This window comes from Nocardia crassostreae, assembly GCF_001613405.1.
Taxonomy (GTDB): domain Bacteria; phylum Actinomycetota; class Actinomycetes; order Mycobacteriales; family Mycobacteriaceae; genus Nocardia; species Nocardia crassostreae.
Genome location: NZ_BDCH01000041.1, coordinates 51,027 through 71,066, shown reverse-complemented (window position 1 = coordinate 71,066; position 20,040 = coordinate 51,027). Strand labels below are relative to the sequence as shown.

The window sequence follows — 20,040 nt, the reverse complement described above, 5'->3', positions numbered from 1 at the left end:
CCGAGCACGGGTCCGGCCATGCTGGCGTCCATGGCAAGCAATCTCGCGCTCGGCGCGCACGGGGAGGAACTGGCCGCGCAGTACCTGCGCGAGGCCGGTATGGAGATCATTGCCCGCAACTGGCGGTGCCGCTACGGCGAACTGGACCTGATCGCCCGCGATCACGGGATCACCTGCTTCATCGAGGTGAAGACTCGTCGCGGCCTCGGGTTCGGCCCACTCGCCGAAGCCGTCACCTTCGACAAACAGCGACGAATAAGGCGGCTGGCCCTGCTGTGGCTGGCCGAACAGGACGGGCCGTGGCTGCGGGTCCGGTTCGACGTGGTGTCGGTGCTGCTGCGCCCGGGCCAGGATCCGGTGATCGAGCACCTTGAGGCGGTGTTCTGAATGCCCTTGGGGAAGGCGTTCTCGGTCGCGGTCACCGGGGTTGACGGCCAATTGGTCGAAATCGAGGCCGATATCGGCCAGGGCCTGCCGTCGGTCCACCTGGTCGGGCGGCCGGACAGCGTATTGCAGGAATCTCGCGACCGAGTCCGCGCCGCGGTCACGAACACCGGGGAGAAGTGGCCCGACGGCCGAGTGATCCTCGCCTTGTCCCCCGCCACCCTCCCCAAGGTTGGCAGCGTCTACGACTTGGCTCTCGCGGCCGCCGTACTGGATGCCGCCGGGTCGATTCCGTCGTATCGGCTGGGTGACACCGTGCTGCTGGGCGAACTCGCGCTGGACGGCCGGGTACGCCGCGTCCGCGGCATCCTGCCCGCGGTGATCGCGGCGCGCAATGCTGGTCGCAAGACGGTGATCGTGCCGACTGCGGCCCTGCCCGAGGCCGGACTCGTCGATGGTGTTCGCGTTCTCGGCGCTTCGACCCTCACCGAACTGGTGGATTGGCTGCGTGGCGGGGGAGAGCTCACCCGCCCCGAACCCGTGGAGGCGACGCCGATCCGCACCAATGGCGACCTCAGCGAGGTCGTCGGCCAGGACGAAGCCCGCTGGGCCCTGGAAGTCGCCGCCGCGGGCGGCCACCATCTGCTGCTCACCGGCCCACCCGGGATCGGCAAAACCATGCTGGCACAACGCCTTCCCAGCCTGCTCCCACAACTGCGGGAACGAGACTCCCTGGAAGTGACGGCCATCCACTCGGTGGCGGGCACGCTGTCGGACGACTACCCCCTGATCACCGCCCCACCGTTCGTAGCGCCCCACCACTCGTCCTCGGTCGCGTCGATGATCGGCGGCGGCTCCGGCTCGGCCCGCCCCGGCGCCGTGAGCTGCGCCCATCGAGGGGTCCTGTTCCTGGACGAGTGCGCCGAGATCAGCACGAAGGTCCTGGAAGCGCTGCGAACTCCCCTGGAGGAGGGCGAAGTCCGCATAGCTCGCCGCGACGGTGTGGTGCGCTACCCCGCTCGATTCCAACTGGTCCTCGCCGCGAAGCCCTGCCCGTGCGCCCCCGCCCGCGATATCGATTGCATCTGCGCACCGCTGGCCCGCCGTCGCTACCTCGGCAAACTGTCCGGCCCCCTCATGGATCGCATCGACCTGGCAGTCCAAATGCACGCCCAGGCCGCAGGGGCATTCACCGCCGAAGAGACGGAAAGCAGCGAAGTCGTCCGCGCCCGAGTCACAGCAGCCCGCGAAGCAGCGAACAAACGCTGGGCCGAACTGAACATGTCCACAAACGCCGAAGTCCCGGGCCACATTCTCCGTCAACGCTTCCGCCTCCCCCGCGAAGCCCTCGCCCCCGTAGAAAACGCCCTCAAACACGGCCGTATGTCAGCCCGCGGCGCCGACAGAGCCATCCGAGTCGCCTGGACGGTCTGCGACCTACGCGGCGGCGACCCCCCCCACTGCCCAAGACATTCTGCAAGCCTTGAACTTCCGCCAAAGAGGTGTCGCATGAGCGGATTGCCCAGGATCTCCGCCTTGCGCGTGATAGAGCCGGACATCGACGACCGTGGCCGAGGGCCCCAGGTCCTGCTGTCGGCCGTGGCAGACCGAGCCATTCGAATCGGTTGGACCGTCTGGGATCTGGGCGGCTGGCTGGCCGAGCGCTGGCTCGTTCAGGTTGACGGCCGAAGCTCACCCGCTGTCAGCGGCGGGTCCACGGCCGCTGTGGATGTGTTGGAGGCGTTCGACTTCCCGAAACGAGGTGCCGCATGAGCGAAACCGATGCCGATGAACGGCGGTTGGCGTGGGTGTATCTGTCGCGGGTGGTGGAGGGGCCGTGTGCGGCGCTGTCGGCGCTGGTCGAGTCGGTCGGGGTGGTGGAGGCGGCGCGGGCGGTGCGGGAGTGTGCGCTGCCGGAATCGCTGCGGGGGCCGACCGAGTTGCGGCGCGGAATCGATCGTGCCGAGCGGGATTTGGCCCATATCGCACGGTTGGGCGGGAGGGTTGTGACTCCTGATGATGCCGAGTGGCCTGCCTGGCGGATGCTCGGCCTCGGACAGCTCGATCCGGAGCGTGATGAGGCGGCGGCGGTGCCACTGGTTTTGTGGGTTCGCGGGCAGCGCTCTCTCGTCGAGTGCACCGAGCAGGCCATTGCGGTGGTGGGTGCTCGCTGCAGTACCGGTTATGGCAATCACGCCACCGGGGACATTGCGGGGGAGTTGGCCATGCGGGGGTGGACGATCGTTTCGGGGGCGGCATTCGGTATCGACGGTATGGCCCACCGGGCCGCGCTGTCCGTCGGTGGTCTCACCATCGCCGTGCTGGCCTGTGGTCCCGACCGTCCCTACCCGGTCCAACACGACCATCTCCTGGCTGAAATCGCCGATTCCGGTCTGGTAATCACCGAATATCCACCCGGCACCAGCGCCAGGAAGCACCACTTCCTGGCCCGCAACCGCCTCATTGCCGCGCTCGCCGACGCCGTCGTGGTCGTCGAGGCGGGCGCCCGCAGCGGCGCGCGCAATACCGTGAAATGGTCCCGCCGCCTGGGCCGCCCGGCCCTCGCCGTCCCCGGCCCCATTACTTCGGCTGCCTCCGTCGGCTGCCACCGCATGATCCGGGAGGGCGAAGCCTTCATCGTCACCACCGCCGAAGAAGTCCTCGATGAGGCGGGCCCGCTCCGCCTCTCCCTTCCCGGCGCAGTCCCACCCAGTCCCGAGGACAACCTGACCGGCGGCGAATCCCTGGTTTACGCCGCGCTCCCGTCTACCGATTCCCGCTTGCCCCGATCGCTGGCCGAAGCCGCCGGGCTGACGATTCCCGCTACCCGGGCGGCCCTCTCGGCCCTGGAACTGGCAGGTCTGATCGGCTGCGACGAAAACGGTTGGCACCGAATGGCCCAACCGAAAGGAGGGCAGATATGAGCCGATGACAATCCATCGAACCCCACAGCAGTCGCACGGGCGGACCGCTCATTTCCTACCGCCGTAGGAACCGCCCGTGCGGACTGCGGATCCTCATCGGCGCTGTACACGGCGCGGGGGCTTGCTTCGGGGCGGTGCGGGGACGAGCGTGGGTGGGATGAGTGAGCTGCCTGAGGATTTGGAGGCGTTGCTGGTCGAGTACGGGCGGCACTTGAGGTTGGGGCGGAATCGGTCGGAGCATACGGTTCGGGCTTATGTGGGGGATGCGCGGTCGTTGTTGGAGCATTTGCTGGGGAGGGGGGCGGACTCCGGGGTGGGGGAGGTGGATCTGGGGTTGTTGCGGTCATGGCTGGCGGAGCAGGCGGCGGAGGGGGCGGCGCGGACCACTGTGGCGCGGCGGTCGTCGTCGGCGAGGACGTTTACCGGGTGGTTGGCGCATACGGGGCGGGTGAGCGTGGATCCGGGGCCGCGGTTGGGGTCGCCGCGGGCGCATCGGGTGTTGCCGTCGGTATTGGGGAAGGAGCAGGTGCGGGCGGCCATGGAGGCCGCGGAATCGGGGGCGGCGCAGCGGGATCCGATGGCGGTGCGGGATCGGTTGATCGTGGAGATGTTGTATGCGACGGGGATTCGGGTGAGCGAGTTGTGCGGGCTCGATATCGAGGATGTGGATCGGGAGCGGCGGGTGGTGCGGGTGCTGGGGAAGGGGAACAAGGAGCGGGCGGTGCCGTTCGGGGGGCCCGCGGATCAGGCGCTCGAGGCTTGGCTGGGGGGTGGGCGGGCCGCCTTCGCCAATGCCGGGTCGGGGCGGGCGCTATTGCTGGGGCGGCGGGGGCGGCGGCTGGATCCGCGGCAGGCGAGGACCGTTGTGCACGAGGTGGTTTCGGCGATTCCGGGGGCGCCGGACATGGGGCCGCACGGGTTGCGGCATTCGGCGGCCACGCACCTGTTGGAAGGGGGCGCTGATCTGCGGGTGGTGCAGGAGATCCTCGGGCATGCCAGTCTGGCGACGACACAGCTGTACACGCATGTCTCCATCGATCGCCTCAAGAAGGTTCATGACCAAGCACACCCACGCGCCTGATCCGGCGAGGCCGGTTCCCGACAATGTCGAGTTGGCGCCCGGCGCGCCCGAATCGCCGGTGATCCTGCATGTTCCGCACTCCGCGCGCGAGATTCCGCCCGCGGTACGGGCCGGGATCCTGCTCGATGACGCCGCCCTGGACGCGGAACTCGACCACATCACCGACGCGCACACCGCGCGGCTCGCCGCGATCGCCGCCGACCGGGCCGAATGTCGGCCCTGGCAGTTCGTGAATCGTTTATCGCGCCTGGTCGTCGACCCAGAACGCTTCCCGGACGACCGGGAGGAGATGGCGGCCGTCGGCATGGGCGCGGTGTACACGCGGACGACGCAGCGTATCCCCTTGCGGCCCAGCGATTTCGACGATGCCGCACTGCTCGGTCGCTATTTCCATCCCTATGCCCGGGCGATGACCGACCTGGTCGCCGCGCGCCTCGCGGCCACGGGCCGGGCCGTCGTCATCGACGTCCACTCCTACCCGACCCGGCGGCTGCCCTACGAGCTACACGGCGACGGCCCCCGCCCATCCATCTGCCTGGGTGTCGACGAATTCCACACCGCACCGGAACTGACCGCCCTCGTCGGAAAGATTTTCGCCGAGTTCGGTGTTGTGGGCATAAATAGTCCGTTCGCGGGTACATATGTCCCGCTGGACTTCTATGGCAAGGACCCCCGCGTCACCGCCGTGATGTTGGAGATCCGCCGCGATACCTACATGACCGAACCGGGCGGACCAGCCGGGCCCGGGCATGCGCGGCTCGCCGCGGCACTCGGCGAGCTCATAGCGCGCATATCGTGACCATCGTCATATCGAGACTGTATCGACGACCTATCGGAAATGCTGTGGTACCTTCACTTAGGTAACCCTAATTTTGGAGGTGTTCCTTTTGGCACGCGCTCGTACGACCCTCGTGGTTCAGAACACGATCCAGCTGACCGACCATCTGATTCGCGTCCACCTGGGCGGTCCCGGCTTCGCGACCTTCCAGCCCAACGGGTTCACCGACGCCTACGTGAAGCTGGTCTTCCCGGGCCCCGACGGCGAGACCATGCGCACCTACACCGTGCGGTCGGTGGACCCCGCCGCGCAGGAGATCGCCATCGACTTCGTCTACCACGGCGACGAGGGCGTTGCGGGTCCGTGGGCGGCGCGCGCCGAGCCGGGCGACACCATCGATGTGCTGGGCCCCGGCGGCGCATATGCCCCGCGCTCCGACGCCGACTGGCACTTGCTCGCGGGCGACGAATCCGCCCTGCCCGCCATCGCCGCCGCCTGCGGCGCGTTGCCCCTGGACTCCGTGGGTCGTGTCTTCGTCGAAATCGGCGGTCCCGCAGACGAACTCACCTTCCAGCATCCCGAGGGTGTCGAGCTGACCTGGGTGTACCGGGGCGACGCCGAGCCCGGCGCGAAACTGGCCGATGCGGTACTCGCGGAGCCGTGGTGCGAGGGACAGGTGCAGGTCTTCGTCCACGGCGAAGCCAATGCCGTCATGCACCGCATCCGCCCCTACATCCGCAAGGAACGCGGCATCCCCGCCGAATGGGCCTCCTCCATCTCCGGCTACTGGCGTCGCGGCCGCACCGAAGAAGGCTTCCGCCAGTGGAAGTCCGATCTCGCCGAACGCGAGAAGGCCGCCCCGGCAGGAGTCTGAGGCGTCGCCACGGCCGCCGTGCCCCCGCGCCCGCACCGGGCGCGGGAACCGAGCCATCGACGCGGGCGGCACGCCTGAAATGAGTTCGACGCAGGTACGGCCGGGCCGTAGCGTCGATGATCATGACCGCCGACAACCCGCCCAGCCGTAGCGTCGACGACCCGTCCACCGTCGCGGCGGTGCCGCTGCGCGAATCCCTGCGCGGCGCACTGCCTCGTGCCACGAAGGCGCGCGATCGTGCCGCCGTCGCCGCGGTGCGCGCCACGCTGGCCGCCATCGACAATGCCGAAGCCGTCGACGCCTCGGATGTGACCGCCGGTGCCATCGAAACCAGCGCGGCGGGCCTCGGCGCGGCCGAGCGCCCACGCAAACACCTGACCGAGGCGGAAATCGACTCCATCGTGCGCGCCGAAATCGCCGAACGGCTCACCGTCGCAGCCGAATACGACGGCCTCAACGGCGGATCCGACCGCGCTGCCACCCTACGCGCCGAGGCGGCCGCCCTGACAACCCTGATCGACGGCGATCAGCCCAGCGCCGCAACGTGATCGGTCCGGCCGCGCTGAGCGTGCATCGCGACGACCCGTGACGGAAGTGCCCTCCGCCTCCGGGCTATCCCCGCCTCCGGGCTACCTCCGTCTCTGGACTACCGGCCGTCTCCGGGCTATTGGCTGCGGAGGGCTGCCACGGCATCGTCCGAGGCTTCGATGACGATGACGATGGCGTGGTAGCTCTCGATGCGGGACACGATCGCCTCGCGTGGCCCGTCGCGCCACTGCGCACTGGCGTAGAACCTGTCCTCCTGCCGCCGATGCTCCTCGCGGGATGCGAATGCCCGGATGAGGTACGCCTCCTCATGGCCGTCCTCGTCGACGAGCGAAGCGCCGCAATCGACCACGTCGATGCCATACTCACGCAGCAGCGGAACCGACTCGTTGCGCATCACCTCCACGAAATCGTCGCGAGTGCCGGGCACGAGGCGATACGTGCGGATCTCGATGATCATGGCGGTGACCCTAGCCGTGGTGGGTGACACGCAAGCGGCCCGAATTGTATTCGGCCGCAGGCAGTCACGACCGCGGGGAGGTGTGGTGCGGCCGTACGAGGTGCCGTCCGGCCTCAGACGGTCTGATCAGCGCGGTAGGAGGGTGTCGATGTAGCGGCCCGCGAACCAGCGTTGGATGAGCCGGACCATCGGGCCGCCAAGCCGGGTGTACCAGGTGCCGGGGCGGGAGAAGGCGGCGACGATGCCGTGGACCGAATCGTCGGCCGGGTCGTATTCGACGGCGAACAACTCCTCGCCGCTCTCCGGATGGCCGGGCAGGGTGCCGTAGGCGAAGCCGCGGCGGTCGGGTTCGTCGAGGACGTAGACCACCCGGCAGGGGGCGGCGATACCCAGTGGCCTAACGCCCAGGAAGACGGTCAGGTCGGTGCCCGGCTCTGCGGTGGCGGTGCTCGCCCGTTGGAAGATGCCGGTGCCCTTCTGCATTCGGTACGCGAGGATCTGCGAACCCGCCTCCTCGAACAGCGCCCGGCCCGAGCCGATGCGGCGGCGTAGCCGGAACTGGTGATAGCCGGGCGGGAAAGCGCCCGCGGTCGCGCCGACCTCGGGATAGGTGAACTGCGGGGTGGTGGGCTCGTGCGGCATATACACATCCTGGTCCCGTGTCGGTTGTGGGCTCTAGTCCGGGGACAGCGGTTTGAGCCGGATCGGGGCTTGGCGGAGCAAGGCGAGTGGGTCGAGATAGTCGTGGTGGCGGCGGAGGCCCCAGTGGAGGCAGGCGGGCGCCGGGCAGCCGTCGTGGCCGGGTTCCAGGGCGCCGATGGAGGTGCTGCGAGAGACCCTGCGGCCCACTGGAATCGAGGCTGTCACCGGTTCGTAGGTGGTGCGTAGGCCGCCGGGGTGGTCGATCGAGACAACCGGTTTGGTCGCGACCTTGCCCGCGAAGACGACGATTCCCGCGCCCGCGGCCAGTACCTGTTGTCCGGGGCTGCCCGCCAGGTCGACGCCCCGATGGCCGGGCAGCCAGTTCTGGGGCGGTTTGTCGAAGGGGCGCAGGACTGCGGGGCGTGGGCGCAGCGGCCAGTCGAATTCGCCTGTGGGCGCTGCTGCGGCGGGGGTGGCCATCAGCAGGGAGCACACGAGCAATAGCCCCGGTGCGAGCGGGGATGATCGGGCGAGAAACCTCGACATGATCGGGTGCATGGACACAGGGTGCGCCTGTGTGCGGCCGCGAGGGATACCGTGATCGGCGAGTGTGGATAACGTCCGCGCATGTGAACAGAGCACGTCCGCACCAGTAGCGCACCACCGCAGCAGGAGGACACAGTTCATGGGCTCCGCCGAGCCGAACACGGAAACCGAAGCGGCACCGATCGATTACCGCTTCACCCTCGCCAACGAGCGCACCTTCCTGGCGTGGATGCGCACCGCCCTCGGCCTGCTCGCCGGTGGCGTCGCGGTGCACGAACTGGTCCGCCCGTTCCGGCATCATGGTGCGCGCACGGCGGTCGCCATGGGCTGCATCGTATTGGCCACCATTGTCGCCATCGGCGCCTACGGCCGCTGGAAGCATGTGCAGGCCGCCATGGAACGCGGCGACAAACTGCCGCACACCGTCATGGTCCCCATCCTCGCCTTCGGCATCGCCCTCATCGCCGTCCTGGCCAGTATCGGGCTCCTGCTGTCGTGACCAGCCCCGAAGCCGGTCTGGCCGCCGAGCGGACCGCCCTGGCCTGGTGGCGAACGGCCATTGGATCCATGGCCAACCTGGTGCTTTTCGTGCACGCGGGTTTCGCCGCCGACTGGCCGCCGGTCAGCGTCCTGTGTTTCGCCGCCACCGCCGCGCTGGCGGTCGTGACGGTTGTCTGTGTTCGCCGCAGCCGAGTCCTGCACTCGCACAAGAAGGGCGACTGGGGTGACGGCACCCGCGCGGTGACCTTCGTCGCAATCGCGGTCACCGGCGTCGTCCTGACCGCCTTCGGTATGGCCTTGGCCTACGCATTGCATCTGTCCTGACCAGCGCGCTGCACCCGGCCCGGCTTCGCGCGCCACGATCGTCGCCCCGAACCCCGATTTCATCTCCGCGCTGCGGCCCCGTAAACTGGTCCAGCGGTTTGCGGATTGCAGACCGACTTCGCGCGCCCAGATCAAGGGTCGCCGGCTGGTCCCCTGAATTGTTGCGGAGGGTCCGGCGGCCGTGGGCGCCAGGGCAGGGATAGCCGATCCCTGTGCGAACCAGCAACGAAAGGAATTACGGGAGCTATGGCTGTCGTAACAATGAAGCAGCTGCTCGACAGCGGCGCGCACTTCGGCCACCAGACTCGTCGGTGGAACCCGAAGATGAAGCGGTTCATCTTCACCGACCGCAACGGCATCTACATCATCGACCTGCAGCAGACGCTGACCTACATCGACAAGGCCTACGAGTTCGTCAAGGAGACCGTTGCCCACGGCGGCACCGTCCTCTTCGTCGGCACCAAGAAGCAGGCCCAGGAGTCGATCGCGGCCGAGGCGACTCGCGTCGGGATGCCCTACGTCAACCAGCGCTGGCTGGGTGGCATGCTCACCAACTTCTCCACCGTGCACAAGCGTCTGCAGCGCCTCAAGGAGCTTGAGGCCATGGAGCAGACCGGTGGCTTCGACGGACGCACCAAGAAGGAAATTCTCATGCTGACGCGTGAGAAGACCAAGCTGGAGCGCACCCTCGGCGGCATCCGGGACATGGCCAAGGTTCCGTCGGCCATCTGGGTCGTCGACACCAACAAGGAGCACATCGCCGTCGGCGAGGCTCGCAAGCTGAACATCCCGGTCATCGCGATCCTGGACACCAACTGCGATCCCGACCTGGTCGACTACCCGATCCCGGGTAACGACGACGCCATCCGCTCCGCCGCCCTGCTGACCAAGGTCGTGGCTTCGGCCGTGGCCGAGGGCGTGCAGGCGCGTGCCGCCCGTGCCACCGGCGATGCCAAGTCCGAGGCCGGCGCCGGCGAGCCGCTCGCCGAGTGGGAGCAGGAGCTGCTGGCTCAGGCTGCCCCGGCCGCCGAAGTCCCCGTCGAGACGGCCGCCGAGGCCGAGCTCAAGGAAGTTCCCCCGGCGACCACCCCGGCCGACTTCTGATCCACGCTCCGGCGTTTGTTCACCTTGCCGCCCCCTCCCGTTCGGGAGCGGGCGGCAAGGTGTGACCACCACAGACCAACACTGAGGAGGCTCGCCCCAGATGGCGAACTACACCGCCGCTGACGTGAAGCGGCTTCGCGAGCTCACCGGCTCCGGAATGATGGACTGCAAGCGGGCTCTCGAGGAGACCGCGGGCGACTTCGACAAGGCCGTCGAGGTCCTGCGCATCAAGGGCGCCAAGGATGTCGGCAAGCGCGCCGAGCGCGCCACCGCCGAGGGCCTGGTCGCCGCGCAGGACGGCGTCATGATCGAGATCAACTCCGAGACCGACTTCGTCGCCAAGAACGCGGAGTTCCAGGAGCTGGCCAACAGCATCGTCGCGGCCGCCGCCAAGGTGCGCCCGGCCGATCTGGATGCCCTCAAGGCCGTCGACCTGGGCGGCAAGACCGCCGACCAGGCCGTGCAGGAGCTGGCCGCCCGTATCGGCGAGAAGCTCGAACTGCGTCGCGTCGTGTCCCTCGAGGGCCCGGTCGCCACCTACCTGCACAAGCGTGCCACCGACCTGCCGCCCGCCGTCGGCGTGCTGGTCGAGTACACCGGTGAGGGCGAGGCCGCCGCCGATGTGGCCCGCGCCGCCGGTATGCAGGTCGCGGCCCTCAAGGCCAAGTACCTGACCCGCGAGGACGTTCCAGCCGAACTAGTCGAGAAGGAGCGCTCCATCGCCGAGGCGACCGCTCGCGAGGAGGGCAAGCCGGAGGCCGCGCTGTCCAAGATCGTCGAGGGCCGTGTCAACGGTTTCTACAAGGACGTCGTCCTGCTGGAGCAGTCCTCCGTGACCGACTCCAAGAAGACCGTCAAGGCGCTGCTGGACGAGGCCGGTGTCACCGTGACCCGTTTCGCGCGCTTCGAGGTCGGCCAGGCGTAATCGCCCGCTGAAGTCGAAAAGGCCCCCTGCGCAACGAGATTGCGCAGGGGGTCTTTCTTGTGTCCGCCGGGGTTCAATGCCCGTGCGGATGGTGCTGTAGCGGCGTCAATTGGTGGATATCGTGTTTCACGCGGAGTTCGGCCACCGCCTCCGGGGTGGCCTAGCCCGAGACGGTCAGATCGGTCAGCTCGGCGAGATAGCGTTCGTGGCCTGCCGGGCTGACCAGGAACAGCAGCTTCGCCGTCTCCGTGCCCGGATTGTGGAAGGCGTGCGGGCAGCCCGCCGGGACGTGCATGAAACTGCCCGGGCCGCCGCGGAATACCCGCGTGCCGTCGGCGGCCTCCCAGGTTCGCCAGTCGCCGATGGCGGTGGCGGCGGGGTGGAAAGCGAGGAGGTCCAGTTCGCCGTCGACGACGTAGAACAGCTCCTCGGCGTGGCCGTGCCAGTGTGCGCCGACGTCGAATCCGGGCGGGACCTCGGCCTCGAAGGCGGACCAGGTATCGGATCGGTCCGCGCCGACCTTCAAAGTCATTGCCTGTAAACGTGTTCCGGCCCCGGGAGGGAGCAGCAGCCCATCGGTCATGATCGCCTCACAGGGTCCAGCCGGTGCCGTGCACCCAGCCGTCGAGGTCCTGTAGCTCGGGCAGCGCCGCCCGCAGCCCGGCCAGGTCGATCTCGGCGTGCGGGTGGGTGTTGAAGAACGCGAACATCTTCGCCACCTGCTCGTCGAAGGCGCGGATCGCCTCGAGGGGGATCTGCACCGTGCGCGGGGTCAAACCGGCCGCGTCCGCCAGTTTGGCGGCGATCTGCGGCGGCGTCAGGATATCGCCCGCCAATTGCACGGCGCGGCCGAGGAATTCGTCGGGCCGATCGAAGACCAGCGCCGCGAACCTCCCGATATCGGCGATGGCGATGAGCGGCATCGGCACCTCCGGGGCGACGGCCAGCGACAGCACCAGGTGGTCGCCGTCGCGGCCGGGCCGGTTGTAGGTGGCGAAATTGTCCATGAACAGCACCGGCCGCAGAATGGTGGCGGGCAGCCCGAGGGCGAGAATCTGATCCTCGATGTACTCCTTGGCGTCGTAGTACTCGATGCCCGAGCCCTGGCGGACGCCGCTGAGCGAGCTGTACACCAGGTGCGCGATCTCGATCTCCGCCGCCAGTTCCGCGATCCGGCGTCCGCGCCGCTTCTCGTCCTCGACCGCCGCCAGGCTGATATTCGCGCCGGACATCATGGTCAGCATGAGGAAGACGCCGTGCGCGCCGTCCATGGCCTTGCGCAGCGAGTCCTCGTCGTCGAGATCGCCCACCGCGAGCTCCGCGCCCGCCTCCCGCAACGCCACCGCATTGGGCGCTTGCGGATCGCGCACGAAAGCCCGTACGGGCCAGCCGCGTTCGAGCAGTGCGGTGGCGGTGGCCCCGCCCTGCCGCCCGGTCGCTCCGATGACCAGAATCGGTCCTTTGTTGGCGGTCATGTCGTACTCCCTTGATTTCCCGGATGATTCGTTCGTTTCCGTTGAAAATCACGGTAAGAAGCCGGGCGCATCCCTGTCCTGGTAGCGATACTGCTACCCAGGTTCGGCGTGCGGGAGGGCCGCGAAATGGTAAGTGGTGGAAACGCTCACGGTTCGCGGCCGGGCAGGCGGGCCCAGCTCGGCGAGTTCCTGCGGTCGCAGCGGTCCCGGCTGCAACCGGCCGATGTGGGTCTACCCGTCTACGGCGATCCGTCCCGCCGTCGCACTCCCGGGCTGCGCCGCGAGGAGGTCGCCGAGCTCTCGGGGGCGGGCCTGACCTGGTACACCTGGCTCGAACAGGGCCGCGATGTCACGGCCAGCCGCCAGGTCATCGACGCCCTGGCCCGCACCCTGCGGCTGGATCCGGACGAGCATCGCCATCTGCGGTTCCTCGCCGGTTTCGCCGAACCGGACGACGAGCGCGCCGCCGCCGATCGCGCCCGTATGCAGCGCCTGGTCGATGCCGTCCTGCCCAATCCGGCCGTGGTCTACGACGCCGCCTTCGACTATCTGGCCTGGAGCCGCGCTTATGTGCTGCTGCGCCACGATCCCGCGGAGTTGCCGCCCGGTCGCCGCAATCTGCTGTGGATGATGTTCACCGACACCGGAAATCGCCTCCGCATGCCACGCTGGGAAGGCGCGGCGCGGGCGGTGCTGAGCCAGTTACGCGACGCCATGGGCCGCAGGCCCGAGGATCCGCGCCTGACCGCGCTGGTCGCCGAATTGCGCGAGGCCAGCCCGGAGTTCCGGCAGTGGTGGTCGGAGTACCCGGTCCGGCGTTTCCGGCCCGCCAATATTCTGGTGCGCCATCCCGACGCCGGTGAGGTGGAGCTGGAATTGTTCCAGACCCGTCCGGTGGAGAATCCGGGATTGCTGCTGGTGGTGCAGGTCCCGGTCGCCGAGGACGCGCTCGCGCGGGTCGGCGCGTTGCTCACCGATGCCGAATCGAGGCGCGAAGGAGACAATTCCGAACCGGTATCGAGGGTCGGCTCACCGTCTGGACCGCCCGTGAGGCAGGATAGATGAAGCTTTGTAGCCGTCCCGCGCAATTTTCGCGCCGGGATGGTCTTTTCATGTGCGTGCGCACGCTCGACTGCCGAGATAAAGGAGACCGATGACGGACCCGGATACGGCCCCCGACCGCAAGGGCTATCGCCGAGTGCTCCTCAAGCTGGGTGGCGAGATGTTCGGCGGCGGCCGCGTGGGTCTCGATCCCGATGTGGTGCAGACCGTGGCCGAGCAGATCGCCGAGGTCGTGGAGGACGGCGTGCAGGTCGCCGTGGTCATCGGTGGCGGCAACTTCTTCCGCGGCGCGGAGCTCGAGGAGCGCGGTATGGACCGCGCCCGCTCGGATTACATGGGCATGCTCGGCACGGTTATGAATTCCCTTGCGCTGCAGGACTTCCTGCAGAAGCAGGGCATCGACACCCGAGTGCAGACCGCCATCACCATGGGGCAGGTCGCCGAACCGTATCTGCCGCTGCGCGCCAAGCGGCATCTGGAGAAGGGGCGCGTCGTCATCTTCGGCGCGGGCATGGGCATGCCCTACTTCTCCACCGACACCACCGCCGCCCAGCGCGCGCTGGAGATCGGCGCGGAGGTCGTCCTCATGGCCAAGGCCGTGGACGGCGTGTTCAGCGACGACCCGCGGGTCGACCCGACCGCCACCATGTTCACCGAGGTCACCCACAAAGAGGTTCTGGAACGCGGCCTGAAGGTCGCCGACGCCACCGCGTTCAGCCTCTGTATGGACAACCAGATGCCCATGCTGGTGTTCAATTTGTTGACGAAGGGCAATATTGCCCGCGCAGTCGCCGGTGAGAAGATCGGCACGCTGGTCCGGTCGTGACCGACGAGAGAACGATGACGCTGTGGAGGAATCGCCGTGATTGAAGAAGCGCTCTTCGACGCCGAGGAAAAGTTCGAGAAGGCCGTCTCGGTGGCGAAGGACGACCTGGGTTCCATTCGGACCGGTCGCGCGAATCCGGGCATGTTCAACCGGGTCGTCGTGGACTACTACGGGTCGCCCACCCCCATCACCCAGATGGCCAGCATCAACTCCCCGGAGCCGCGCATGCTGGTCATCAAGCCCTATGAGCAGGCCCAGCTCAAGGAGATCGAGACCGCGATCCGCAATTCGGATCTGGGGGTGAACCCCACCAACGACGGTCACATCATCCGCGTCATCGTCCCGCAGCTGACCGAGGAGCGGCGCCGCGAGATGGTGAAGCAGGCCAAGTCCAAGGGCGAGGACGCCAAGATCGCCATCCGGAACGTGCGCCGCAAGACCATGGACGAGCTGGGCCGCATCCAGAAGGACGGCGAGGCCGGTGAGGACGAGGTCGGCCGCGCCGAGAAGGAACTGGACAAGACCACGGCGAAGTATGTGAGCCAGGTCGACGAGCTGGTCAAGCACAAGGAAGCCGAACTGCTCGAGGTCTGATGACCGGCGGTTCGAATCTGGACGGTCGGTTGTCCGGCGAGGCAGCCGACCGGGGGTAGGGCGAACGGACGACAAGTGAGCGACGGGACAATCGTGGCCGAAGAGACTGCCGCCACCGGCGATGTGACGCCGGATGAGGGACCCGTGGAGGCGCCCCCGGGCGCACCCAAGTCCAAGGCGGGGCGAAACCTGCCCGCCGCACTGGGGGTCGGTTTCGGGCTGGGGTTGTCCCTCATCGCGATTCTGCTGTGGGCGCCCAAGATTCTGATCGGGGTCATCGCGGCGGCCATGGCGGTGGTGACCTGGGAGGTGGCCAAGCGGCTGCGCGAGGCCGATGTGCTGGTGCCGCGGATTCCGCTGCTGGTGGGCGGGCAGGCCATTATCTGGCTGGCCTGGCCAGCGGGACCGCAGGGCGTGCTGGGCGCGTTCGGTACCTTGGCGCTGGCGCTCATGGTGTGGCGGCTGTTCGATCACGGGTTGCAGGCCACGCCGCGAAACTACTTGCGCGACACCGCCATCAGCGTATTCGTACTGGCGTGGGTGCCATTGCTGGCGTCGTTCGCCGTGCTGCTCCTGCTGGAGGAGGACGGCAATCTGCGAGTGCTGACCTTCATGATTCTGGTGGTCTGCTCGGATGTCGGCGGGTATGTGGCGGGCGTGCTGTTTGGCAAGCACCCGATGGTTCCCGCCATCAGCCCGAAGAAATCCTGGGAGGGTTTCGGCGGGTCGCTGGTCTTCGCCGTCATAGGCGGTCTGCTGACCGTCACCCTGCTGTTGCAGGCCAATTCCATGATCGGCGTGCTGCTCGGTGTCGGTCTCGTGCTGGTGGCGACCACCGGTGATCTCATCGAGTCCCAGATCAAGCGGGAGCTCGGCATCAAGGACATGGGCACGTTGCTACCCGGCCACGGCGGCATCATGGATCGACTCGATTCGATGCTGCCGTCGGCCTTCGTGTCCTGGTTGGTACTCACAGCCCTGCTGTAAGGAGGCGGGGGCTAAGCCCCCGAAACCCCCTTAGCCCTGCTGTAGGGAGAGACGGGGGCTAGGCCCCCGAAACTCCCTTAGCCCTGCGGCAGGGCGGGGGTCAAGTCTCGAACCCCTCAGTTCTTCTTGGCGGCCCGCCGGAGTTGCAGGATGCGGTAGCCGCCGACGAGCGCTGTGGAGAGCGCGCCGATGAAGACCGCCAGTAGGACGAGGACGCCGATGGGCAGGTTCCACGTCCACGCGAAGAACTCCACGTGCGCCTGTTCGAGGTTCTGCAGGATGAAGATCAATACGAGAATGCCCAGCAGGGCGGCGATGACGAGGCCGATCCACGCATAACCCGCGCGGGTTTTGAGAACGCCTTCGCCCTTGTGCTTCGGCTTGCTCGGGGCCGGATCCGCGCCCGAGGCTGGTACGTCGGCGGTGGTCATAGCTGAATCATTGCCGATAGCTATGACCGGTGCACGCATATTGCGAGTTATCTCCGTGATGTCGCATACGCCCGGTGTTTGCCGTCAATGTGACCAGCGCATCTCACCCCGCGGCCCCGCGCGCGGGTTCCGGATGGAATCATGGAGGGACTATGACTGCCGCCCCCGTACCCCTCGTTTTCAACGCCCCGCGCCGTGGCATGCCGCCCCGGCACTTCGCCGACCTCGACGCGGCCGAGCGCAAGGCGGCGGTCGAGGAGCTCGGGCTCCCCAAATTCCGCGCCGATCAGATCGCCCGGCAGTACTACGGCCGCCTGGTCGCCGATCCGGCCCAGATGACCGACCTGCCCGAGGCCATGCGCGCCAAGGTCGGCGATGCCCTCTTCCCGCCCCTGCTCTCCGAGGTCCGCCACGTCGTCTGCGACGAGGGCACCACCCGCAAAACCCTGTGGCGCGCCGGTGACGGCACCCTCCTGGAATCGGTCCTCATGCGCTACCCGGACCGCGCCACCCTCTGCATCTCCAGCCAGGCGGGTTGCGGTATGGCCTGCCCCTTCTGCGCCACCGGCCAAGCGGGCCTGACCCGTAACCTCTCCACCGCCGAAATCGTCGACCAGGTCCGCGCCGCCGCGGCCGCCCTGCGCGACGGCGAGGTCCCCGGCGGCCCGGGCCGCCTCTCCAATATCGTCTTCATGGGCATGGGCGAACCGCTCGCCAACTACAAGCCCGTGGTGAACGCCGTCCGCCGCATCACTTCCCCGGCCCCCGACGGCCTGGGCATCTCCCAGCGCAATGTGGTCGTCTCCACCGTCGGCCTGGCCCCCGCCATCCGCAAACTCGCCGACGAAGACCTCTCGGTGACTCTCGCCGTCTCTCTGCACACCCCTGACGACGAGTTGCGCGACACCCTGGTCCCGGTCAACAACCGCTGGTCGGTAGCCGAAGTCCTCGACGCCGCAAGGTATTACGCCGACAAGTCCGGCCGCCGCGTCTCCATCGAATACGCCTTGATCCGCGACATCAACGACCACCCCTGGCGCGCCGACATGCTCGGCAAGAAACTCCACAAGGCCCTGGGTTCCCGAGTCCACGTCAACCTCATCCCCCTCAACCCGACTCCGGGCAGCAAGTGGGACGCCAGCCCGAAACCCGTTGAGCGCGAGTTCGTCCGCCGTGTCAACGAACAGGGCGTCCCCTGCACCGTTCGCGACACCCGCGGCCAGGAAATCGCCGCCGCCTGCGGCCAGCTCGCCGCCGAAGGTTAGGCCGCGCCGGTCGTTGTAGCCGATCTCGCCCAACGTGCGCTATGACCCCTGATCACCACCCTCGGCCCGCATCTCGCGGCCAACAGCCTCGTGGATGCGGATGATCATTGCGGTGAGTTCGTCCCTGCTGTTCCCGACCCTGCCGCGCAGTGACGCGAGGTGGTCGTCCGCCAGTGGTGACTCGCGCGGGTTCAGCACTGCCGTAGCAGATGACGTGAGGTCGAACGAGGCTCCACCCAAGGAAGCGACGAGCTTCCGCACATTACTGCTCCAGTAGTACTGGGTAGGTGCTGCTTCACGAGGGGGTCTCAGGGTTCCGAAGGGCCAGTCTCGCAGAACATTACGGACCCTCTCGATCAGATCCGGTTCGTCGCTGTAGACCGCGATCCAGATGTCATCGATTCTGCCTTGCATCTCGTGAAGCCAAACCATGAGCTGCCCGTATGCCTCATCGATCTCCTGCCTGCGTTGCTTTTCGCGTTCGATCTCCAGTTGCGCTGTGTGCTGCTGTTGTGCAAGCCGCAATTGGGCTTCAAGCTGCCGGTGTGCGATTTCCCGGTCCGTACGGGCTCGCCGACTGCCCGCGGCAAGCGTCATGATGTTGGCGACGAACACGCCACTGAGAGTGCCGATCACTGGTATCAGGATCTCCATCACGGTATCAATTATCCAGTACCGCAACATTTTTCGTGTGAATCTGGCGATAGGTTCGCGGCACCCTGTGGCTCGGCTCTTTCCGTGAATTTCTGAACCGTTACCGTGCGGCGTACCTCCGTGGTACCTTCGGCACGTTGCTGGCCGCAGATGCCGGGTTGGACGCCATGCCAATACGGACAGTGGGTCGGGTGACGATAGCTACTGATCGGTGTCGAGTTCGCGTTGCTGCACAGACTGTGCATGCGAGTGTCGGTTCGGCCATGCGAGAAAGCTGAAACCCTAACCATGATTAAGCAATTCATGGCTCACAGGACCTCTTCCAAGGCTCATATATACGCTGTCAACCGCCGAAGCGGATTCTGGGCGCGGGCCGACGGTCTGGAACTGGAAACAACGGTAGGACGTGACCACCTGTCCCTGGTTGACGACCTGATCACCGACCTGAACATGTATCTGGCTGATCCGGAGCGTAAGGATCCATCCAACGTCGGCCACCATCAGTTGCGGGAAACGTTGGGCCGCATGCCAACCGCGGTCGCCGATTCGGTCGAGCGGTTCATCAGGAGCCGATGCGGAGATGCTCGGCTCGGAGAGTACGGCGAACAAGGGCCCATCTACCCTGTGGACTGGTATCCCGCAGAGTTGGATGAGCTTCCAGCTGGTTGGAACGGTGTCGACGAGTTGTTCAACCTCATCATCGGCAATGACGATCTTGCGGTGCGCTGGGAGATTGTCGCAGGCTACGACGGTCGGCTCGAGTGGGAACCGGAGGCGCGAACAGAAAGGCCTCACGTCAGCTATGACGATCCACATCCATCGGGTTGGACGCCGCCGCACGGGTTGGAGCCGTCAATCGTGTGGACAAGCTGGGTGATCGGCGAGCTCCAAGGCGACATTTTCACCGCGAGGCCCATACATGAAGGTCTGCAAATTGCGTCGGACGCATTTGACGCGGGCAAGTTGGCGCGCATCTATCCAGTGTGGACAAATCTCAAACATGAGCGACCACATGCAAACGGAAGTATGGGGTCGGCCTCGGTCGAATGGATCATCGAGGTGTTCGACGAGCTGCCTGCAACTCGTGACAATGCGGACCGCGAGGAGCCTCGAATGACGGATGCTGTCGATATCCGTTCTGCCACAACTTCTATAAGTATCGATCCGTTCGACGATGAACTCGCGAATCGCAGGCATCAGCAGTTGGTCGAGCGCCTGAAACTCGAATCCTCGATTGGGGGGCCGCCGTCGTTCGAGCATCTCGTGGACTGCCTTCAAGTCGACATGCGTAGTGGATTGGAACCTGACAACCGCGGCTTCGGCGGCGAACTGGTCCTGGATGTTGCGCTGGCCGAGGCGATCATCGCACGTCATGGTCTTGCCGCGTTGCGCAAGGTCGCGAGACAGGCCGCACGAAACCTGGGGTGGCAGCCCAAGACTCATCTTTCCCATGGACGGTTCCTTGTGTACGACGCACGAGATATTCCAGAGGATGTATCCGCGCGGATGAGTCGGCGCAGTGCCGAGGTTGTTCAGGCAGTCATCACGGGCCGCCCGCATCCAGGTGAGGGGGGCGGCCTGATTCCTGCCGCCCACCGATTGGGCATCTCTGTGCGTGCGGCGTTCGAGTCCATCCCGGATGGTGAGTGAACACGCG

Annotated in this window: 24 protein-coding genes and 1 pseudogene; 18 read left to right on the top strand and 7 right to left on the bottom strand. The window is 67.0% G+C overall.

Annotation, left to right across the window (positions count from 1 at the left end; genetic code table 11):
• The first annotated feature begins 30 nt into the window (after positions 1 to 30).
• From NC4_RS35825 to NC4_RS35790, 8 genes and pseudogenes are all read left to right on the top strand, one after another.
• Entirely contained in the window at positions 31 to 387 is a 357-nt protein-coding gene (locus NC4_RS35825) for a YraN family protein (protein ID WP_067548196.1), read from the top strand.
• Positions 388 to 1,897 (top strand): annotated as a pseudogene (locus NC4_RS35820) (YifB family Mg chelatase-like AAA ATPase).
• Entirely contained in the window at positions 1,894 to 2,157 is a 264-nt protein-coding gene (locus tag NC4_RS41980) for a hypothetical protein (protein ID WP_067548045.1), read from the top strand. The pseudogene NC4_RS35820 and the gene NC4_RS41980 overlap by 4 nt, the downstream one beginning before the upstream one ends.
• A complete protein-coding gene (gene dprA / locus NC4_RS35810; protein WP_084530103.1) occupies positions 2,154 to 3,308 on the top strand; it encodes a DNA-processing protein DprA in 1,155 nt (384 codons plus the stop codon). Before NC4_RS41980 ends, dprA begins: the two co-directional genes overlap by 4 nt.
• 157 nt (positions 3,309 to 3,465) lie before the next feature.
• Positions 3,466 to 4,389: a tyrosine recombinase XerC gene (locus tag NC4_RS35805; protein ID WP_067548042.1), complete on the top strand. Its 924-nt coding sequence runs from the start codon at positions 3,466 to 3,468 to the stop codon at positions 4,387 to 4,389.
• Positions 4,364 to 5,188: an N-formylglutamate amidohydrolase gene (locus NC4_RS35800; RefSeq protein WP_067548039.1), complete on the top strand. Its 825-nt coding sequence runs from the start codon at positions 4,364 to 4,366 to the stop codon at positions 5,186 to 5,188. The genes NC4_RS35805 and NC4_RS35800 overlap by 26 nt, the downstream gene beginning before the upstream one ends.
• Before the next feature lie 88 nt (positions 5,189 to 5,276).
• Positions 5,277 to 6,041: a siderophore-interacting protein gene (locus NC4_RS35795; protein WP_067548036.1), complete on the top strand. Its 765-nt coding sequence runs from the start codon at positions 5,277 to 5,279 to the stop codon at positions 6,039 to 6,041.
• A gap of 122 nt (positions 6,042 to 6,163) precedes the next feature.
• A complete protein-coding gene (locus tag NC4_RS35790; protein ID WP_245722153.1) occupies positions 6,164 to 6,589 on the top strand; it encodes a hypothetical protein in 426 nt (141 codons plus the stop codon).
• A 116-nt stretch (positions 6,590 to 6,705) separates the two neighbouring features.
• Here the strand turns inward: NC4_RS35790 and NC4_RS35785 are convergent, their stop codons facing one another.
• From NC4_RS35785 to NC4_RS35775, 3 genes are all read right to left on the bottom strand, one after another.
• Positions 6,706 to 7,047, bottom strand: coding sequence for an NIPSNAP family protein (locus NC4_RS35785; protein ID WP_067548033.1), 342 nt, complete (start codon positions 7,045 to 7,047; stop codon positions 6,706 to 6,708).
• A 126-nt stretch (positions 7,048 to 7,173) separates the two neighbouring features.
• Complete coding sequence (locus tag NC4_RS35780) at positions 7,174 to 7,689, bottom strand: DUF1990 domain-containing protein (protein ID WP_067548187.1); 516 nt, start codon at positions 7,687 to 7,689, stop codon at positions 7,174 to 7,176.
• A 33-nt stretch (positions 7,690 to 7,722) separates the two neighbouring features.
• Positions 7,723 to 8,169 (bottom strand): M23 family metallopeptidase, encoded by a 447-nt coding sequence (locus NC4_RS35775; protein ID WP_245722152.1) that lies wholly within the window; start codon positions 8,167 to 8,169, stop codon positions 7,723 to 7,725.
• Positions 8,170 to 8,374: 205 nt separating this feature from the next.
• On the opposite strand from NC4_RS35775, the gene NC4_RS35770 reads away from it, so the two are divergent.
• The 4 genes from NC4_RS35770 (at position 8,375) to tsf (ending at position 11,089) form a co-directional block, all read left to right on the top strand.
• On the top strand, positions 8,375 to 8,734 hold the full coding sequence (locus NC4_RS35770) for a YidH family protein (RefSeq protein ID WP_067548029.1): 360 nt from the start codon (positions 8,375 to 8,377) through the stop codon (positions 8,732 to 8,734).
• Entirely contained in the window at positions 8,731 to 9,060 is a 330-nt protein-coding gene (locus tag NC4_RS35765) for a DUF202 domain-containing protein (RefSeq protein WP_067548026.1), read from the top strand. The genes NC4_RS35770 and NC4_RS35765 overlap by 4 nt, the downstream gene beginning before the upstream one ends.
• A gap of 246 nt (positions 9,061 to 9,306) precedes the next feature.
• Positions 9,307 to 10,164 carry a 30S ribosomal protein S2 gene (gene rpsB, locus NC4_RS35760; RefSeq protein ID WP_067548023.1) on the top strand — a complete coding sequence of 286 codons (858 nt, stop codon included), beginning with the start codon at positions 9,307 to 9,309 and terminating at the stop codon, positions 10,162 to 10,164.
• A 100-nt stretch (positions 10,165 to 10,264) separates the two neighbouring features.
• Positions 10,265 to 11,089 carry a translation elongation factor Ts gene (gene tsf, locus NC4_RS35755; RefSeq protein WP_067548020.1) on the top strand — a complete coding sequence of 275 codons (825 nt, stop codon included), beginning with the start codon at positions 10,265 to 10,267 and terminating at the stop codon, positions 11,087 to 11,089.
• A 160-nt stretch (positions 11,090 to 11,249) separates the two neighbouring features.
• Here the strand turns inward: tsf and NC4_RS35750 are convergent, their stop codons facing one another.
• Positions 11,250 to 11,621 (bottom strand): cupin domain-containing protein, encoded by a 372-nt coding sequence (locus NC4_RS35750; protein WP_218021386.1) that lies wholly within the window; start codon positions 11,619 to 11,621, stop codon positions 11,250 to 11,252.
• 58 nt (positions 11,622 to 11,679) lie between these two features.
• On the bottom strand, positions 11,680 to 12,564 hold the full coding sequence (locus tag NC4_RS35745) for an NmrA/HSCARG family protein (RefSeq protein ID WP_067548017.1): 885 nt from the start codon (positions 12,562 to 12,564) through the stop codon (positions 11,680 to 11,682).
• Between the two features lie 126 nt (positions 12,565 to 12,690).
• Here NC4_RS35745 and NC4_RS35740 point away from each other — a divergent pair, with 126 nt between their 5' ends.
• From NC4_RS35740 to NC4_RS35725, 4 genes are all read left to right on the top strand, one after another.
• On the top strand, positions 12,691 to 13,629 hold the full coding sequence (locus NC4_RS35740; RefSeq protein WP_067548013.1) for a helix-turn-helix transcriptional regulator: 939 nt from the start codon (positions 12,691 to 12,693) through the stop codon (positions 13,627 to 13,629).
• Positions 13,630 to 13,717: 88 nt separating this feature from the next.
• The gene (pyrH, locus tag NC4_RS35735; RefSeq protein ID WP_067548011.1) at positions 13,718 to 14,452 is read left to right on the top strand and encodes a UMP kinase; all 735 of its coding nucleotides are present in this window, start codon (positions 13,718 to 13,720) and stop codon (positions 14,450 to 14,452) included.
• A 36-nt stretch (positions 14,453 to 14,488) separates the two neighbouring features.
• On the top strand, positions 14,489 to 15,046 hold the full coding sequence (gene frr / locus NC4_RS35730) for a ribosome recycling factor (protein ID WP_067548008.1): 558 nt from the start codon (positions 14,489 to 14,491) through the stop codon (positions 15,044 to 15,046).
• Positions 15,047 to 15,121: 75 nt separating this feature from the next.
• Entirely contained in the window at positions 15,122 to 16,033 is a 912-nt protein-coding gene (locus NC4_RS35725) for a phosphatidate cytidylyltransferase (protein ID WP_439957586.1), read from the top strand.
• A 116-nt stretch (positions 16,034 to 16,149) separates the two neighbouring features.
• Here NC4_RS35725 and NC4_RS35720 read toward each other — a convergent pair whose 3' ends face one another.
• The gene (locus tag NC4_RS35720) at positions 16,150 to 16,464 is read right to left on the bottom strand and encodes a LapA family protein (RefSeq protein WP_067548005.1); all 315 of its coding nucleotides are present in this window, start codon (positions 16,462 to 16,464) and stop codon (positions 16,150 to 16,152) included.
• Positions 16,465 to 16,616: 152 nt separating this feature from the next.
• Here NC4_RS35720 and rlmN point away from each other — a divergent pair, with 152 nt between their 5' ends.
• The gene (rlmN, locus tag NC4_RS35715) at positions 16,617 to 17,729 is read left to right on the top strand and encodes a dual-specificity RNA methyltransferase RlmN (protein ID WP_067548002.1); all 1,113 of its coding nucleotides are present in this window, start codon (positions 16,617 to 16,619) and stop codon (positions 17,727 to 17,729) included.
• A gap of 39 nt (positions 17,730 to 17,768) precedes the next feature.
• Here the strand turns inward: rlmN and NC4_RS35710 are convergent, their stop codons facing one another.
• On the bottom strand, positions 17,769 to 18,386 hold the full coding sequence (locus NC4_RS35710; RefSeq protein ID WP_157555428.1) for a hypothetical protein: 618 nt from the start codon (positions 18,384 to 18,386) through the stop codon (positions 17,769 to 17,771).
• A gap of 285 nt (positions 18,387 to 18,671) precedes the next feature.
• Here NC4_RS35710 and NC4_RS35705 point away from each other — a divergent pair, with 285 nt between their 5' ends.
• Positions 18,672 to 20,033 carry a hypothetical protein gene (locus NC4_RS35705; protein WP_067547996.1) on the top strand — a complete coding sequence of 454 codons (1,362 nt, stop codon included), beginning with the start codon at positions 18,672 to 18,674 and terminating at the stop codon, positions 20,031 to 20,033.
• The last annotated feature ends 7 nt before the right edge of the window (positions 20,034 to 20,040 follow it).